This is a genomic window from Pseudomonas sp. MD330_10 (assembly GCF_042610415.1).
Classification (GTDB): Bacteria; Pseudomonadota; Gammaproteobacteria; order Pseudomonadales; family Pseudomonadaceae; genus Aquipseudomonas; species Aquipseudomonas rhodesiae.
Map to the genome: position 1 here is coordinate 48148 of NZ_JBHGZU010000007.1, position 15590 is coordinate 63737.

The window sequence follows — 15590 nt, forward strand, 5'->3', positions numbered from 1 at the left end:
TGAACATGGCACACGCACCGCAAATCAAAATCCCCGCCACCTATATGCGTGGCGGCACCAGCAAGGGCGTTTTTTTCAGCCTCCAGGACCTGCCCGCGTCGGCGCAGGTGCCGGGGGCCGCGCGCGACGCCTTGTTGCTGCGGGTGATCGGCAGCCCCGACCCCTATGACAAACAGATCGACGGCATGGGCGGCGCCACGTCGAGCACCAGCAAAACCGTGATCCTGGCCAAAAGCACTCGCCCCGAGCACGACGTGGACTATCTGTTCGGTCAGGTCTCCATCGACAAGCCATTCGTGGACTGGAGCGGTAACTGCGGCAATCTGTCGGCGGCGGTGGGCTCGTTCGCCATCAGCGCCGGCCTGGTGGACCCGGCCCGCGTGCCGCGAGATGGCGTGGCCGTGGTGCGCATCTGGCAGGCCAATATCGGCAAAACCATCATTGCCCATGTGCCGATCACCGACGGCGCGGTCCAGGAAACCGGCGACTTCGAGTTGGACGGCGTGACCTTCCCGGCCGCCGAAGTGCAGTTGGAATTCATGGACCCGGCGGCGGAAGAAGAGGGCGGCGGCGGCTCGATGTTCCCCACCGGCAACCTGGTGGACGAGCTGGAGGTGCCGGGTGTGGGCACGTTCAAGGCCACGCTGATCAACGCCGGTATCCCGACGATTTTTATCAACGCCGAAGACCTCGGCTACACCGGCACCGAACTGCAAGGCGCGATCAACAGCGACCCCAAGGCCCTGGCGATGTTCGAGACCGTGCGCGCCCATGGCGCTTTGCGTATGGGCTTGATCAAGCATCTGGACGAAGCCGCCCAGCGTCAGCACACGCCGAAGGTCGCGTTTGTGGCCAAACCCGCCGATTACGTGGCGTCCAGCGGCAAGGCGATCAAGGCCGGCGATGTGGATTTGCTGGTGCGCGCCCTGTCCATGGGCAAGTTGCACCACGCCATGATGGGCACCGCGGCGGTAGCGATCGGCACTGCGGCGGCAATCTCCGGGACGCTGGTCAACCTGGCGGCCGGGGGTGTCGAGCGCAGCGCCGTGCGTTTCGGGCATCCGTCCGGCACCTTGCGCGTCGGCGCCGAGGCCACCCAAGTGAACGGTGAATGGGTGGTGAAGAAAGCCATCATGAGCCGCAGTGCGCGGGTGTTGATGGAAGGTTTCGTACGCATCCCTGGCGACGCTTTCTAAGCGCGACACCCATCCTCTGTGGGAGGCGGCAAGCCCCTTCCACAGCCATAAGCAGGCACTCAGACCTGCGAAGCGATCAACCCTGACCCTGAGGACGGAGCAACCCCTAACCCACTGTGGAGAACTGCCATGAGCGCCAATGTCGACCAGAATAATCGTCCTGACTATGACCAGGTCTTGCAGGACATCGCCGATTACGTCCTCACCTACCGCATCGAGTCGCAAACCGCGCTGGACACCGCACGCTACTGCCTGATGGACACCCTCGGCTGCGGCCTGCTGGCCTTGCGTTTTCCGGAATGCACCAAGCATCTGGGGCCGATGGTGGAAGGTACGGTGGTGCCGTTCGGCGCGCGAGTGCCGGGTACTTCCTATCGACTGGACCCGGTCAAGGCGGCCTGGGACATCGGCTGCAGCGTGCGTTGGCTCGACTACAACGACACCTGGCTGGCCGCCGAATGGGGCCACCCCTCGGATAACCTGGGCGCCATCCTCGCCGTGGCCGATCACCTGTCGCAAAAACGCGTGGCCAATGGCGATGCGCCGCTGACGGTACGTGCGGTGCTGGAAGCGATGATCATGGCCCATGAAATCCAGGGCGTAATTGCCCTGGAAAATTCGTTCAACCGTGTCGGCCTCGACCATGTGCTGCTGGTGAAAGTCGCCTCCACCGCCGTCAGCGCCAAACTGATGGGGGCCAATCGCGAGCAGTTGCTGTCGGCGCTGTCCCACGGGTTTGTCGATGGGCAGGCACTGCGCACTTATCGCCATGCGCCGAATGCCGGTTCGCGCAAATCCTGGGCGGCGGGGGATGCTTCCAGCCGCGGCGTGCGCCTGGCGGACATCGCGCTGCGCGGCGAAATGGGCATCCCCGGGGTGTTGAGCGCGCCGCAATGGGGCTTCTATGACGTGCTGTTCAGCCACACCAACCAGGACTTGGCCCTCAAGTCTGAAGACAAGCGGGCGTTCAGCCTGAGTCAGCCTTATGGCACTTACGTGATGGAAAACGTGCTGTTCAAGATCAGCTTCCCCGCCGAGTTTCACGCGCAGACCGCTTGCGAAGCGGCGGTGACGTTACATCCGCAGGTCAAGAACCGCCTGCACGATATCGAACGCATCGTGATCACCACCCACGAGTCGGCGATTCGCATCATTTCCAAGGTCGGCCCACTGGCCAACGCCGCCGACCGCGATCACTGCTTGCAATACATGACCGCCGTGCCCTTGGCGTTTGGCAACCTGGTGGCCGAGCACTACGAAGATGCGTTCCACGCTGCGCACCCGATCATCGACGAGCTGCGCGACAAGATGGTCATCGTCGAAGACCCGCGCTATAGCCGCGAATACCTGGAGGCCGACAAGCGTTCGATTGCCAATGCGGTGCAGGTGTTCTTCACCGATGGCAGCTGCACCGAAGAGGTAGTGGTGGAGTATCCGATTGGTCATCGTCGCCGTCGGGTACAGGGCATTCCGTTGCTGGAAGACAAGTTCAAGGCCAACCTAGCCACGCGGTTCAGCGCGCAGCGCAGTGCCGAAATTTTTGCGTTGTGTAACGACCAGGCACGGCTTGAGGCGACGCCGGTGAACCGGTTTGTGGACGCATGGGTGATCTGACGGTGACTTTCGAGGCATAGCGAAGACGCTCTTTGAGAGTCATGTTTCCTACTTATGAGGAACCGTTTTCAGGTAGCTGCCAATCAGGTAGTCAGACGGCCCGCCACCGGGCCATCTTGGATAACTTCTTGAACCTGAGAGATGCCTCATGACCAGTGTAAACACTCAACAGTACGCGCCTTATCACGCAAACTACGAAATGCCTCCTAAGCCATCGTCCGATCGGAATGAGGGCAATGCCGAAGTGCAGGAATCGCCAAGCAGCCATTCCCCTTCAGCGTCACCCCGGCATTCGATGTCGACGCAACAACGCGGGCAGTTTTCTGCACATCGTGGCATCGTCAACTCGACTGCAGCGGCCACACAAGCTGATCCCGCCGCACTGGCGCAGCTGTCTAAAGAAAACCAAGAACTGCGTGCAAAGCTAGAACAAATGAGGACTGAGTTCTCGCCGCAAATTATCAAACTTAGCCAGCAACTGAATAATCTCCAGGAACAATTCGGCAAAAGCGGGGCGCCTGTACAAGAAGGTTCGCCATCGACGCCAGATGCTAGTAGCGGTTCCGGGAGCAGCGCACCGTCTGAAGTAGCAGCCCGGTCAGAAAACCCACCGGTGTCAGAGCAACAGACGCCGCAGAGTTTTCAGCAGCTGACGCTCGAAAATAAGCAACTGAAGGAAGCGGTTGTGCGCATGCAAACTCAATTCGAAGCGATCGTCACGAAGTTTCAAGAGCAAATACAAGCGTTGGCTGAGAGGCTGCACGAGGGCGGGGCTCCATCCAATCAGGTTGCTCCCCAAGGCTCGGACGCTCGGGGCACGACCCCCTCGGATCCTTCCGCGGTCGATGATACGCCAGACACGAATAACGCAGATCCGTCCACTCAGGCAGCCAACGACACACCGTCCGAGAATCCCGGCGTCAATGATTACCTGCGTGAAAACCAGCAACTTCGTGCCCGTATAGAACAGATGTCCGTTCAGTACGGCAAGGTGCTCGAACATCTGCAGCGGCAAGTAGAGGAGCTCACTAATCTCCTAAAAGCCAAAGCAGCAAAATCTTAAGGCAACAATCAGGTCGATAGAGAGGAGGTCTATCCACCCCTCTATTGACCGCCACCTATGGGTCGTTTCATTCGAACCGCAAAATCACCCGGCGGTTGTGCTTGCTCTTCTTCTCGATCTTCTCGCAGAACACCCGCCCAATTTCCTCGGTGTTGAGCACATGGGTGCCGCCGCAAGGCTGGATATCGATACCGGCAATTTCAATAACCCGCACCGAGCCCTGCATCACCGGCGGTGCGACGGCCTGGGTACGGGTGATCTGCAATAAAGTGCTGTATTCCGACGCGGGCATCGACAGGGTGTTGACCGGGTGCGCCTGTTCGATCAGGGCATTGAGGTCGCGGGTGAGGGTGTCTTTGTCGAGGGTCATTTCCGGCAGGTCGAAATCCAGGCGGCCTTTGTCGGCGCTGATGCTGCATCCGGTCACTGGCGCATCGATAAGCGAGCACAGCAGGTGCAAGCAAGTGTGCATCTTCATGTGCTGGTAGCGCCGCTCCCAGTCCAGGCCGGCATCCACCTGCACGCCGGCGGTCAACTGTTCGGGCCGCTGCTCGACCTGGTGCCAGATAATCGAACGCAAGGCCGGGTCGCGCACGGTGCCGATCACTTCCACCCGGGTGCCGTCCGGCAAGGTGAAGTGCCCGGTGTCGCCTGGTTGGCCGCCACCGGTGGGGTAGAACAAGGTGTGCTCCAGCGCGATTCCGTGTTCGCTGACCGCAATCACCCGGGCGCTGAAGGCGTTCTGATAGGGCGCGCTGTCGAACAGCGCCAGGGTTTCCATGGTATGCACGGACATGTTCATCCTCCGACGATCAGTGGGCTGGCTTGCAATAGATGACGCACCATTGCACTCAAGCCAGGGGGAGAGAGCAGGGTGATCTCGAATTCCGGCCCGCAGACCTTGAGGTTCAGCGGCAGGCGCGGCAGGTGGCTGGCGGGTTCCACGCGGTGCAGACGAAACTGCAGGTGATGGCGCTCCTTGACGGTGGGCTCCAGCATCAATCCCGGCAGCGGGTGGAAATCGGCATCGAGCACGGTGACCTTGTGGCTCGTATTGATCTCGCCGACCACATGCAGGCGCTCGTCCAAGGCGAACGCACCGAGGTACTTGCTGTTGTCCGACTCATCGTGCTTTTGCAGCTGGATCTGGTTGACCACCTTGACCTTGGTGCCGGCCGGCACGTCCTGGGTAATCACACAGGACGGGCTGATAAACACGTTGTCACCGATCAGTACATAGCCGAGCACGCGGGCCCCGGAGCCGACCTCGACGTTGTTGCCTAGGCGCGGATGGCGCTTGCCGTCGGGGTTGTTGGCAATGCCCCGGGCACCCAGGGTCACGCCGCAGAGGATGTAGCAGTCGTTGCCGATCTCGCAGGTTTCGCCAATCACCGTGCCGTAGCCGTGGTCCAGCACAAAACGCCGGCCGATACGGGCCGCCGGGTGAATTTCGGCACCTGAGAGCACCTTGCCCTGGTTGCTCAGTTTGAGGGCGATGCGCGAGAACATGCCGTTGGGGGTGTCGGGAAAATTCCACACCAGATGGGCCAGGCGGTAGTACAGCACCGCTTTGAACGACGCATAGGACTCCAGAATCAGCTCGCCCCGCCCACGGGATGCCGGGTCGCGATAGGCATAGGCGATCAAATCCTCGGCAATCGCTTGGGCGGCGTTCTGGATCAGCGGCGCCAGATGCGGCTCCAATTGCTTCATCTGCGCGGGCGTCAGGGTCTTGATGAGATGGGTGAGCAACTCATCGTGCAGGTGTTGCATGTCGATAAAGCCGCCCATGGAGGCATCCCCGCATTCTGGAGGGTTGGAAAACCGGTTAGTCGAAACTAGGCAGGTAGCTGTCGGCATTGTCGTAGACCATGGTCAGCACCACCGTTTCGGGCGGTAATTCGGGAGCGAGCCTGGCGATGGCCACCATATTGGCGGCAGATGACAGGCCCAGGCTGATGGCATCGGTGCGCATGATGCGTTTCATCATGTCCTTGCAGTCCTGGTGCGACACCTTGAGCATGCCGTCGATCACATCCACGTTGAGGATGCTGGGGATCAGCCCGATCGACAGACCCTGGATATGGTGCGGTGCGTGTTGGTTTTTCAGCAGGTCGCATTCTTCCGGCTCCACGCCCATCACACGGATGGCGGGCCAGGCGGTCTTCAGGGTTTCGCCGATACCGGTGATATGCCCGCCGGTGCCGATGCCGCTGACGAAGTAGTCCACATGGCGGTCGCCGAAGGCGCGGATGATTTCCCGTGCGGTGGTGTCGCGGTGGGTTTGCGGGTTGGCGCCGTTGCGCTGCTGGTTGAGCATCACGTAGCTGGGGTTCTCCAGCTGTAATTCCATGCACTTTTCGCCATGGGAATTGTTCCCGAGGCGGCTGTCCGACAGCACCACCTTGGCTCCGTACAGGCGCAGCAATTTTTGTTTTTCCGGGCTGTAATTGTCGGGAATCACCAGCACCACTTTATAGCCGAGCACGTTGCCGGCCATGACCAGGCCGATGCCGGTGTTGCCGCCGCTGGGCTCGATGATGGTTTGCCCGGAGTCCCGGATCAGCACGCCTCGGCGCTCGGCATCGAGGATCATGCCCAGGGCGATGCGCGCCTTGTGACTGCCGCCGGGGTTGAGGGATTCCAGCTTGGCGTAGACCTCGATGCCGAGGTCTTCGGAAAATTGCGCCAGACGCACGATGGGCGTCTGGCCGATGGCGTCGAGAATAGAGTTATGCAGCATGAGGTAGGAACCCATGGCCGGTGGTCAGTACAAAGGCATGTCGGGTTCGACGTCGCGAACCCAGTGCTTCATGCCGCCTTGCAGGACTTTGGTGTTGGCAAAGCCCGCCGCCAGCAACGTGCTGGCGGCCTGCTCGGCGCGGGTGCCGGCATAGCAGATCAGGTAATGGGTATTGTCGCGGTTGAGGCGGTCCAGATGCCCGTCCAGCTCCGACAGAGGGATATGCACCACCCCCGGCAACTTGCATACCTCCAGTTCACTGGCGTCGCGTACATCCAACAGTACGTCGGCGCTGCTGGGGTGTTCGATGACCTGTTTGAGCCCTTGGGGCTTGATGTAGCGTTCCTCGGCCAGTGAAGGTGCGCGCGGCATGGCATCGGCGCACACGGCCGGCGCTATTGCTTGGCTGTGACGCAGGTCCGAACAGCACGGGCAGTCGGCGCGGCGCTTGAAGCGGATCTCGCTGAATTTCATCGCCAGGGCGTCGAAGCGCATCAACCGGCCGGACAATGGTTCACCAATGCCGATCAACAGTTTGATGGCCTCGGTGGCCTGGATCATTCCGACCACTCCCGGCAGCACACCGATGACACCGCCGGCGCTGCAATTGGGCGCCAGTTCGGCGGGCGGTGGGCTGGGGAACAGGCAGCGGTAGCACGGCCCGCCCTGGTAGTTGAGCACGCTGATCTGCCCGTCGAAACGGTAGATCGCGCCGTATACCAAGGGCTTGCCCAACTGTACGCACGCGTCGTTGACCAGGTAGCGGGTGTCGAAGTTATCGGTGCCGTCGATCACCAGGTCATAGGCGCCCACCAGGTCCAGGGCGTTGTCGGCATTCAGGGCGGTGTCGTGGGCATTGATCCGGATATGCCGGTTGAGGTCCAGCAAGCGCTGTTTGGCTGATTCGACCTTCGGCAGGCCGAGAGTGCTGTTGCCGTGGACGATCTGGCGTTGCAGGTTGCTGCTTTCCACCACGTCGAAGTCCACCAGCCCCAGGGTGCCGACGCCGGCCGCCGCGAGGTACAGGCTGATGGGCGAGCCGAGGCCGCCGGTGCCGATGATCAGCACCTTGGCTTTCTTGAGGTTCAACTGACCTTCGCGACCCACGCCGGGGAGCGTGATGTGGCGCACGTAGCGCTGTACTTCTTCGTTGCTCAGGGTGTCCACGTCCATCCCACCGGACGTGGCGAGCAGCACTTCGATGCTGGCTTTTTCCGGCAGCGGGTCGTCGGCGCTGATCAGCTCTTGCTCGGCGGTAAACAGGAAGTGTTCCTTGAGCTGGTTGTTCTTTTCGTGGAACAGATGCGGACGCAGTTGCGGGTGGCTGCTGCAGAGGTTTTCAATGACTTCGCGCAATGTCGATCCGGTGCCCTCAAGGGTCGATTCCGGCAGCTTGGCCACGCGGACCAGAATGTCGGGGAAAGAGACAGCGTTCATGGACAACTCCGTGTGCAGGTCGTTGAAAGGGTTAAGAGCGAACTGTTTGCCATCCCAGGCAAACAGCTTGGAACCCAGGGCCTGGCCCTGGCGAACATCGACCACCAGGTAGCTGACCGGGTAGATCGGTTCGCCCATGAACAGTGCCTTGTCCTGGTCTTCGTCGCTGAAATAGGCGCCGACATCCGGGTGTGAGTGGTAGATCACTACCACCGGGTTGTCGCTGCGAAACGCCTTGTTCATCAGCAGGGTGTCGGCTACCGAGAAGGTGTAGCCATTGGCCGCGCTGCGCGGGTACATCTCGGGGTTTTTGCGGTGCAGCTCATTCTGGATATTGCTGCCCTGGTACACACTGCCGTCGGCGAAGACGAAGCCACAGCATTCCTCTGGATAGGTGCGGCTGGCGTGGGTGTAGATCTGTTCCAGGGCGTCGGGGCGGAGCACGTCCATGTTTCTCTCGCGTGGTTGAAGGTGATGGGTCGGGCAGGTCAATTTTTCTTGGCCAGCAATTTTTCGATCGGCAGTTTGGTGATTGCAAAACCGGCCAGCAGGATGGCCGAGTACAGCATCAGGTCGCGGGAAATCGGCACGCCTTCGTACCAGGCGCCGATGATCACTGCGAACACCGGAAAAATGATGAACACAAACGACAGGATGATCGGGCTCAAGCGCTTGAGCAGCATGAAATACACGATGAACCCGCCCACCGAGGCCACCAACCCGAGGTAAACCAGCGCGCTCCATGAACGCAGGGTAATGGCATCGAAAGTGGGGGTTTCAAATAACAGGCCGGCGATAAACAGCATCATTCCGGCAATCCCGATGGGCAGGGTGTTGTAGGTGATCACGCTGATGGCGCTACCTTTTTGCTTGGTAATGACATAGCACAAGGCATGCATGATCGCGGCGGTCAGAATCGCCAACACCCCGAAGAACTCGGCGTGGTCCAGGTGCAGGCCCTGGCTGCGGATGATCATGTAGAGACTGCCGAAGCCGATGCCGATGCCGACCACCTGGGAAAAATAGATGCGCTCGCGCAGGAACAGCGCCGAGAAAATCAGGATAAACACTGGCATGCAGCTGAACAGCAGGGCGGTGAGGCCGGACGACACATGCATCTCACCGTAATTGAGCAGGTAGTAGGGCACGCTGAAGTAGGACAGGGTCACGAACACAAAGAACCAGCGGCTCTCGCGGGGAAACAGAATCGGCTCGCGACGGGCCATGGCAAAGCATAGGAACAGTGGAAAGGCGATCAGAAAACGCAGGCCCGCCGAGGTCAGTGGCGGCACGCTCTCCACGGCGATCTTGATCCCCAACCAGGTGGTGCCCCAGCTCAGGCAAACGATCAGAAACATGACGCTGGTGACCAGCCCGGCCACCCACTGTTTCTGGGTTTTGGTTTTGGCGGTGTTTTCGAGGACGGCGGACATTGGCATCGTTTATTGCTTCCCTGAGCCGGAATTGAACTCTATATTGAACTTGTAATGAGTGATTAAATTCGGCGATTGAACCCGTAAAAGCACACTATTAGGGCGAAAGATGGCTGTCAAAACAAATATTGACATGGTGTCAATTATGCGTGAGGGGCTGTCCAGCGGGCAGGGCGTGAAGTACAAGCGCCTGTCTGATGTGATGGAGCGAGGCATCCTTGAAGGCTTGATTGAACCGGGGCGAAAACTGCCGCCCCATCGGGTGCTGTCCGATAACCTGGGGGTGACTATCGGCACCATCAGCCGGGCTTACGGTGAACTGGAGCGCCTTGGGTTGGTGGTGGCTCGGGTAGGTGACGGCACTTTCGTGCGCAAGCGTGGGATGGAGCGCCAGCGCGATGAAGGGTTTCGCAACTTCAGTGAGGAACCGCGCCAGTACTTCGACATGAGCCGCAATATGCATATCCCAGGGCAGGAGACCGCCTTCCTGGCCCAGAGCTTTCAGACCCTGTCGACCAACGCCAAGTTCTTGCAGGACATCAGTGCCTACACCCCGGATGCCGGTCTGCCGCGCTACCGCGACGCGGGCGCGCAGTGGCTGGTGCAGCGCGATTTCCATCCGATTCCCGAACAGGTTATCTGCGTCAATGGCGGCCAGCATGGCTTGCTCTGCGCAATGATGGCGCTGTTGCGCGCGGGCGACACCGTGGTCACCGAACAACTGACTTACCCTGGGCTGATCACTGCCGCGCGTATGCTCGGCGTCCGCTTGATCGGCCTGGAAATGGACGACGAAGGGGTACTGCCCAGTGCGCTGGATGAAGTCTGTCGTAATCACCGGATTTCGGCGTTGTACTGCACACCGACGATTCAGAACCCGACCACCGCAGTGTTATCGGTGGCGCGTCGCGAAGCACTGGTCAAGGTGTGCCGCGAACACAACCTGCTGATTCTGGAAGACGAAGCCCATGGTGTGCTGGTGGAAGATCGGCCACCGCCGCTGAGTTTTTTCGCACCTGAGCGTACGATTTTGATCAGTAGCCTGAGCAAGGCCGTATCCGCGGGCCTGCGGGTGGGCTATGTGCATGCACCGCCGGCGTTGGTCAGCCGCATTTCGGCAGCGTTGCGTTCGACGTGCTGGATGGCCACGCCGGTTACCCTGGAACTGGCCACGCAGTGGATCGAAAATGGCACGGCGCAATACCTGCTCAGCCAGCAAATCAATGAGATCAGCCGGCGCAAAGCCCTGGTGCGCGACCTTCTGGAGGGGCTGGAGTACCGCACCCATCTCAACAGTCCGCACTTCTGGATTGAAGTCCCTGAGCCGTGGCGTGCTTCGGAAATCGAGGCGGAACTCAAGCAGAATAATTACCTGATCGCCACTGCCGAAGCTTTCGCCGTGGGGCAGACCGCCGTGCCGCAATTTATCCGGGCGAGTATCTGCAACACCTCGGGGGACGATCAGTTGTTGCGCGCGGGGTTCGATGCGTTGGCCACGGCCTTGGGGCAGGGAGGGGGGCGGTTTCAGCTGTAGTTGGGATAGCGACAAGCTGCAAGCTTAGAGCTGAGTGGCCGTGGCTTGCGGCTTCAACTTGCAGCTGCCTCACTTAAACCTACGCTCTACGCCCTTTTCCACCAGAATCTTCGCGGAAATCTCTTCCACCGAAAAATGCGTGGAATTGATGTGCGCAATATTCTCGCGGCGGAACAGATTTTCCACCTCGCGCACTTCAAATTCGCACTGGGCGTAGCTCGAATAGCGGCTGTTGGGCTTGCGTTCGTTGCGGATGGCGGTGAGGCGGTCCGGGTCGATGGTCAGGCCGAACAGTTTGTGCGAATGGGCGCGCAGAGCGGCCGGCAGGGTCAGGTGCTCCATGTCATCCTCAGTCAGCGGGTAGTTGGCCGCGCGGATACCGAATTGCATGGCCATATACAAACAGGTGGGCGTTTTGCCGCAGCGCGACACGCCCACCAGAATCAGATCGGCCTTGTCGTAGTAGTGGGTGCGGGCGCCATCATCGTTGTCGAGGGCAAAGTTCACCGCCTCGATACGCTCCATATAGTTGGAGTTATGCCCAATGGAATGGGACTTTCCGACCGAATAGGAGGAATGTTCGCTCAACTCCTGTTCCAGTGGCGCCAGGAACGTGGAGAAAATGTCGATCATGAAACCATTCGAGGTTGCGAGAATCTCACGAATGTCTTGATTGACGATGGTGTCGAAAATGATCGGCCGAAAACCGTCTTTTTCAGCCGCCAGATTGATTTGTTGTACCATGGCCCGCGCTTTTTCCACGCTGTCGATGTAAGGCCGCGTGAATTTGGCGAAGGTAACGTTTTCGAACTGCGCGAGCAGGCTTTGACCCAGTGTTTCGGCTGTAATGCCGGTGCCGTCGGAAATAAAGAAAGCAGATCGTTTCATTTGAGCCCTGGGCCTTAAGCTGATGACGAATCTTGGATATGATAGGCGCGATTTTGCCGTCCCACAGTGGGCCGCATTCTCACTTATTTTCCAGGTCCAGGCCACAAACGCTGGTGAATGCTCCCACGAGCAGCCGGCGTCCTGAGCTTTTCCAACACAGTTAGTGGAGAGATCACCTTGGTAGAGTACGTAGTTTCCCTCGATAAGCTCGGCGTCCATGATGTAGAGCATGTGGGGGGCAAGAACGCATCCCTCGGCGAGATGATCAGTAATCTTGCGGGCGCCGGTGTCTCGGTGCCGGGTGGTTTCGCCACCACGGCCCAGGCTTACCGCGATTTCCTCGAACTGAGCGGCCTCAATGCTCAGATCCACGCCGCGCTGGATGCCCTGGACGTCGACGACGTCAATGCCCTGGCCAAGACCGGTGCCCAGATCCGCCAATGGATCATGGAAGCCGAGTTCCCCGAGAAGCTCAACGAAGAAATCCGCACCGCGTTCGCCACCTTGTCGGCCGGCAACCCGGACATGGCCGTTGCCGTGCGCTCCTCGGCTACCGCCGAAGACTTGCCCGACGCTTCTTTCGCCGGCCAGCAGGAAACCTTCCTCAACATCCGCGGCGTGGAAAACGTGATCCGCGCGGCCAAGGAAGTATTTGCCTCGCTGTTCAACGATCGCGCGATTTCCTACCGCGTGCACCAGGGCTTCGACCATAAGTTGGTTGCCCTGTCTGCCGGCGTGCAGCGCATGGTCCGTTCCGAAACCGGCACCGCCGGCGTGATGTTTACCCTCGATACCGAATCCGGCTTCCGTGACGTGGTGTTTATCACCGGCGCCTACGGCCTGGGTGAAACCGTCGTACAGGGCGCGGTCAACCCCGACGAATTCTACGTACACAAGGGCACCCTCGAAGCGGGTCGCCCGGCCATCCTGCGCCGTAATCTGGGCAGCAAGGCCATCAAGATGATCTATGGCGACGAGGCCAAGGCCGGTCGTTCGGTAAAAACCGTTGAAGTCGACAAGGCCGAACGCGCGCGTTTCTGCCTGACCGACGCTGAAGTCAGCGAGTTGGCCAAACAAGCGATGATCATCGAAAAGCACTACCAGTGCCCGATGGACATCGAATGGGCCAAGGACGGTGACGACGGCAAGCTGTATATCGTGCAGGCCCGTCCGGAAACCGTGAAGAGCCGCACTTCGGCCAATGTCATGGAGCGCTACCTGCTCAAAGAAACCGGTACCGTATTGGTGGAAGGCCGCGCCATCGGCCAGCGCATTGGCGCCGGCAAGGTTCGCATCATCAAAGACGTCTCCGAGATGGACAAAGTCCAGCCAGGCGACGTGCTGGTCTCCGACATGACCGACCCGGACTGGGAACCGGTGATGAAGCGCGCCAGTGCCATCGTCACCAACCGTGGCGGGCGTACCTGCCACGCGGCGATCATTGCTCGTGAGCTGGGCATCCCGGCCGTAGTCGGTTGCGGCAACGCCACCCAGCTGTTGAAAGACGGCCAGGGCGTGACCGTTTCCTGCGCCGAAGGCGACACCGGTTTCATCTTCGAAGGCGAGCTAGGCTTCGATATCAAGCAAAATTCCATCGACGCCATGCCGGACCTGCCGTTCAAGATCATGATGAACGTCGGTAACCCGGACCGCGCCTTCGACTTCGCGCAGTTGCCGAACGCCGGCGTGGGCCTGGCCCGCCTGGAATTCATCATCAACCGTATGATCGGCGTGCACCCCAAGGCTTTGCTGAACTACGACGGCCTGCCGCTGGATATCAAGGAAAGCGTCGATAAGCGCATCGCTGGTTACAACGACCCAGTGGGTTTCTACGTCGAGAAACTGGTGGAAGGCATCAGCACTCTGGCGGCGGCGTTCTACCCGAAAAAGGTCATCGTGCGTCTGTCGGACTTTAAGTCCAACGAGTACGCCAACCTGATCGGCGGCAAGCTCTACGAGCCGGAAGAAGAAAACCCGATGCTGGGCTTCCGTGGCGCCTCGCGTTACATCAGCGAAACCTTCCGCGACTGCTTCGAGCTTGAGTGCCGCGCGCTCAAACGCGTGCGTAACGAGATGGGCCTGACCAATGTCGAGATCATGGTGCCGTTCGTACGGACCTTGGGCGAGGCGAGCCAGGTGGTTGACCTGCTGGCTGAGAACGGCCTGACCCGCGGCGAGAATGGCCTGCGTGTGATCATGATGTGCGAACTGCCATCCAACGCGATCCTGGCTGAAGAGTTCCTGGAATTTTTCGACGGTTTCTCCATTGGTTCCAACGACCTGACTCAGCTCACCCTGGGCCTGGACCGTGACTCCGGGATCATTGCGCACCTGTTCGACGAGCGTAACCCGGCGGTCAAGAAGCTGCTGGCCAATGCCATCCAGGCCTGTAACAAGGCCGGTAAGTACATCGGCATTTGCGGTCAGGGCCCTTCGGACCACCCTGACTTGGCCAAATGGCTGATGGAGCAGGGTATCGAAAGCGTTTCGCTGAACCCAGACTCGGTGCTGGAAACTTGGTTCTTCCTGGCGGAAGGCCAAGCGTCCGCCTGAGGTCGATCCGTGAAAAGTGCCGGTCAGCCGTGAGGTTGACCGGCATTCTTATCTGTACAGGGCGGGAATCCATGTGGACGCCGCCCTTTTTTGTGCAAGAACATTATGCAAAGCAGCAGCAACCTGTTTCCCGTCGCCTTGATCAGCGCTGAGCGTCGTGGCGACCTGAGTGAAGATGTGTATCGCCTCAAACCCGGCAACAGTCCGGACGGCAGCGTCGAACTGGCGGTGACCCGTTTGGGGCTGGCCGATGTCCCGGAAAACCGGGGCATCCCGGTTATTTTGTTGCACGGCAGTTTTTCCAATCGACGTTTCTGGTACTCGCCCAAGGGCATTGGCCTGGGCGCCTATCTGGCTCGTCGAGGCTTTGACGTGTGGATTGCGGAAATGCGCGGCCATGGTCTGTCCAAGCGCAATCAAGCATATGCGCGTAACCGGGTGGCCGATTATGCGCGTTACGACTTGCCGGCCATCGGCGCGTTCGTGCGTGAGCAAAGCGCGCAGATCCCGCACTGGATCGGCCATTCTCTGGGCGGCACGACCTTGGCGGCGGCCCTGGGCGGTCAGTATCTGGGGGCGCCGGCGGTGGCTTCGGTCGCGTTGTTTGGCTGTCAGGTCAGCCGCACCTACTGGCCGTTGAAAATTCCACCGGTGGAGTGGGGCGGGCGCTTTATTCTCAAGCGCATGGCTGAAGTGTCCGGTGCGCGTTTCAAACGCGGGCCCGAAGACGAGCCGGTGGGGGTATTGATTGAAAATATGCGCTGGCACGGGCTGTTCGGGCGCTTCGGCGATGCCGAGCGTGACTGGTGGAAGGGCTTGGCGGACGTCGACGTGCCGTTGTTGGCGGTAAGTGCGGCGGGCGACCATCAGGACCCGGACTGGGCTTGCCGCAAGCTGTTCGAACAAGTCGGCACTGAGCATCGGCAATATGTGTGTCTGGGACGCAAGCACGGGTTTACCGAAGATTTCGGGCACGTCGAGATGCTGGTCAGCAAAGCTGCCCAGGCCGAGGTCTGGCCTCTGGTGGAGCAATGGTTGAAAGACCCTATAACACCTTTGTTCGGCGCCCCGGCGCAGGCTCTCGCCGCTGTTTGACCAAGCGCTCTACCAAGGGCGTTTCACTCCTGCG

General features: G+C 60.1%; 12 protein-coding genes. 6 read left to right on the plus strand and 6 right to left on the minus strand.

The window, feature by feature from the left end; genetic code table 11:
• Positions 1-5 precede the first annotated feature (5 nt).
• The 3 genes from prpF (at position 6) to ACFZPT_RS13190 (ending at position 3873) form a co-directional block, all read left to right on the plus strand.
• Entirely contained in the window at positions 6-1196 is a 1191-nt protein-coding gene (prpF, locus tag ACFZPT_RS13180; protein ID WP_099312269.1) for a 2-methylaconitate cis-trans isomerase PrpF, read from the plus strand.
• Positions 1197-1325: 129 nt separating this feature from the next.
• Complete coding sequence (gene prpD / locus ACFZPT_RS13185) at positions 1326-2810, plus strand: 2-methylcitrate dehydratase (protein WP_099312251.1); 1485 nt, start codon at positions 1326-1328, stop codon at positions 2808-2810.
• A gap of 148 nt (positions 2811-2958) precedes the next feature.
• On the plus strand, positions 2959-3873 hold the full coding sequence (locus ACFZPT_RS13190; RefSeq protein WP_143506445.1) for a hypothetical protein: 915 nt from the start codon (positions 2959-2961) through the stop codon (positions 3871-3873).
• A 67-nt stretch (positions 3874-3940) separates the two neighbouring features.
• Here ACFZPT_RS13190 and ACFZPT_RS13195 read toward each other — a convergent pair whose 3' ends face one another.
• The 5 genes from ACFZPT_RS13195 to ACFZPT_RS13215 are packed head-to-tail and all read right to left on the minus strand — an operon-like array spanning position 3941 to position 9435.
• Positions 3941-4669, minus strand: coding sequence for an alanyl-tRNA editing protein (locus ACFZPT_RS13195; RefSeq protein ID WP_034099727.1), 729 nt, complete (start codon positions 4667-4669; stop codon positions 3941-3943).
• A 2-nt stretch (positions 4670-4671) separates the two neighbouring features.
• Entirely contained in the window at positions 4672-5664 is a 993-nt protein-coding gene (locus tag ACFZPT_RS13200; RefSeq protein ID WP_034099726.1) for a serine O-acetyltransferase, read from the minus strand.
• Between the two features lie 37 nt (positions 5665-5701).
• A complete protein-coding gene (locus ACFZPT_RS13205; protein ID WP_034099867.1) occupies positions 5702-6616 on the minus strand; it encodes a PLP-dependent cysteine synthase family protein in 915 nt (304 codons plus the stop codon).
• Positions 6617-6640: 24 nt separating this feature from the next.
• Positions 6641-8503, minus strand: coding sequence for a molybdopterin-synthase adenylyltransferase MoeB (moeB, locus tag ACFZPT_RS13210; RefSeq protein WP_099312255.1), 1863 nt, complete (start codon positions 8501-8503; stop codon positions 6641-6643).
• A gap of 38 nt (positions 8504-8541) precedes the next feature.
• On the minus strand, positions 8542-9435 hold the full coding sequence (locus ACFZPT_RS13215) for a DMT family transporter (protein WP_167389909.1): 894 nt from the start codon (positions 9433-9435) through the stop codon (positions 8542-8544).
• Positions 9436-9595: 160 nt separating this feature from the next.
• Here ACFZPT_RS13215 and ACFZPT_RS13220 point away from each other — a divergent pair, with 160 nt between their 5' ends.
• Entirely contained in the window at positions 9596-11020 is a 1425-nt protein-coding gene (locus ACFZPT_RS13220; protein ID WP_040269118.1) for a PLP-dependent aminotransferase family protein, read from the plus strand.
• Between the two features lie 69 nt (positions 11021-11089).
• Here the strand turns inward: ACFZPT_RS13220 and ACFZPT_RS13225 are convergent, their stop codons facing one another.
• On the minus strand, positions 11090-11908 hold the full coding sequence (locus ACFZPT_RS13225; protein WP_034099722.1) for a pyruvate, water dikinase regulatory protein: 819 nt from the start codon (positions 11906-11908) through the stop codon (positions 11090-11092).
• 177 nt (positions 11909-12085) lie between these two features.
• On the opposite strand from ACFZPT_RS13225, the gene ppsA reads away from it, so the two are divergent.
• A complete protein-coding gene (gene ppsA / locus ACFZPT_RS13230; protein WP_034099721.1) occupies positions 12086-14461 on the plus strand; it encodes a phosphoenolpyruvate synthase in 2376 nt (791 codons plus the stop codon).
• A 105-nt stretch (positions 14462-14566) separates the two neighbouring features.
• The gene (locus ACFZPT_RS13235) at positions 14567-15556 is read left to right on the plus strand and encodes an alpha/beta fold hydrolase (protein WP_034114829.1); all 990 of its coding nucleotides are present in this window, start codon (positions 14567-14569) and stop codon (positions 15554-15556) included.
• The last annotated feature ends 34 nt before the right edge of the window (positions 15557-15590 follow it).

Coding starts and splice junctions, on each gene's coding strand:
- ACFZPT_RS13225 (WP_034099722.1), bottom strand. CDS start 11,908: ATGAAACGATCTGCTTTCTTTATTTCCGACGGCACCGGCATTACAGCC.
- ACFZPT_RS13200 (WP_034099726.1), bottom strand. CDS start 5,664: ATGGGCGGCTTTATCGACATGCAACACCTGCACGATGAGTTGCTCACC.
- prpF (WP_099312269.1), top strand. CDS start 6: ATGGCACACGCACCGCAAATCAAAATCCCCGCCACCTATATGCGTGGC.
- ACFZPT_RS13235 (WP_034114829.1), top strand. CDS start 14,567: ATGCAAAGCAGCAGCAACCTGTTTCCCGTCGCCTTGATCAGCGCTGAG.
- prpD (WP_099312251.1), top strand. CDS start 1,326: ATGAGCGCCAATGTCGACCAGAATAATCGTCCTGACTATGACCAGGTC.
- ACFZPT_RS13190 (WP_143506445.1), top strand. CDS start 2,959: ATGACCAGTGTAAACACTCAACAGTACGCGCCTTATCACGCAAACTAC.
- moeB (WP_099312255.1), bottom strand. CDS start 8,503: ATGGACGTGCTCCGCCCCGACGCCCTGGAACAGATCTACACCCACGCC.
- ACFZPT_RS13195 (WP_034099727.1), bottom strand. CDS start 4,669: ATGTCCGTGCATACCATGGAAACCCTGGCGCTGTTCGACAGCGCGCCC.
- ACFZPT_RS13220 (WP_040269118.1), top strand. CDS start 9,596: ATGGCTGTCAAAACAAATATTGACATGGTGTCAATTATGCGTGAGGGG.
- ACFZPT_RS13205 (WP_034099867.1), bottom strand. CDS start 6,616: ATGCTGCATAACTCTATTCTCGACGCCATCGGCCAGACGCCCATCGTG.